This window comes from Terriglobus sp. YAF25 (assembly GCF_052113305.1).
Lineage (GTDB): Bacteria > Acidobacteriota > Terriglobia > Terriglobales > Acidobacteriaceae > Terriglobus.
Genome location: NZ_JBFRCY010000971.1, coordinates 1 through 1,342 on the forward strand (window position 1 = coordinate 1; position 1,342 = coordinate 1,342).

Sequence of the window (1,342 nt, forward strand, 5' to 3'; positions counted from 1 at the left end):
CCGTATACACCGCACAACTACGAGCCTGACTACAAAGGCTCAATGACCGTGTTGGAGGCCTTCGCGGAGAGCCGTAATATTCCGGCGCTGCGGCTGGCGCACCAGGTTGGCATCCAGAAGGTCATTGATGTTGCCCAGCGGTTCGGCGTCACGTCGAAGATTCCGGCGTTTCTCCCAGTTGCGATCGGCGCGGCGGATATGAAGCTCTTTGACCAGGTAGGCGCCTACGCCGTCTTTCCGAATGATGGCATCCGCGTTGAGCCGCACTACATTCGCCGCGTTACCGCTTCCGATGGTCTGCCGATGGACGATCCCGCGCCAAAGGTGAGCGAGGTCACCTCGGTGGAGACGGCTCGAACCATGATGACGCTGCTCAGGCAGGTCACCATCTCCGGCACAGGCGCCGCGGCTTCACAACTGCATCACGCTCTCGGCGGCAAGACGGGAACAACGAACAACTATACGGACGCCTGGTTCATCGGCTTCTCTCCGTCGGTGACCTGCGGCGTGTGGATCGGATATGACGATCGCCAGTCGCTCGGCGAGAAGGAGACTGGAGCCCGCGCTGCTCTGYCCATCTGGATGGAGTTCATGAAGCTGGCCATCGCCGGCAAGCCGGACGAACAGTTCGCCACCGGCGGCGAGAAGAAGCAGCTCGAGGTGACGGTGAACTCCGATGCCCGCTCGGTGACTGAGGAGCAGAAGAAGAAACAGGCGGACGAAGACAGCGACGAAGATCAGACTTCGGAGACGATCAAGCCTGTGGACCGTGCGCCTGCCCCGAAGACTCCGCCTCCGCCACCGGCGGAGAAGCCGGCAGAGAAGCCGACCGAGACGCCGATTCAGCAGCAGCCCGCTTCACAAAATCCACCAGCACAGAACAATGTGCCGAAGCCGGTTCCGGTACCCGGTCTTCCGTCACAATCGCCGTCAGCAGTTCCGGCCGCGCCTGCTCCGGCGAAGCCTGCGGAGCCATAGAGGGAGCTGTTCTTACGGCCCGGGTGCACACCTCGGGGTTGTGAGAAGTGCGATCCTCTCAAATGTAGGTTTACTCCGCCCGCAATGCCTGCATCGGGTCCAGACTCGCCGCGCGGCGTGCCGGTAAATAACTCGCAACCAGCGACGCCGCTAGCAGCAATCCCGCAACACCGCCTAGCGTGACGCCATCCCATCGGGATACTCCAAATAGCAGGTTGCGTAGCATCATCGTCACGGCCACCGAGCACAACAACCCACCCGAAATACCCGCCAGCGACAGCCACACTGATTCTTTCATTACGAGTGCGTACACCGAAGACTTTTGCGCTCCTAGAGCCATACGCACGCCAATCTCGCGTCTCCG

2 protein-coding genes are annotated in these 1,342 nt (G+C 61.3%); one reads left to right on the top strand and one right to left on the bottom strand.

Features of this window, described 5'->3' with window-relative positions; genetic code table 11:
• A partial coding sequence (locus AB4043_RS25690) for a penicillin-binding transpeptidase domain-containing protein (protein WP_442308544.1) occupies positions 1-978 on the top strand: 978 nt, incomplete at its 5' end.
• A 70-nt stretch (positions 979-1,048) separates the two neighbouring features.
• Here AB4043_RS25690 and AB4043_RS25695 read toward each other — a convergent pair.
• On the bottom strand, positions 1,049-1,342 hold a 294-nt coding region (locus AB4043_RS25695), incomplete at its 5' end, for an FtsX-like permease family protein (RefSeq protein WP_442308545.1).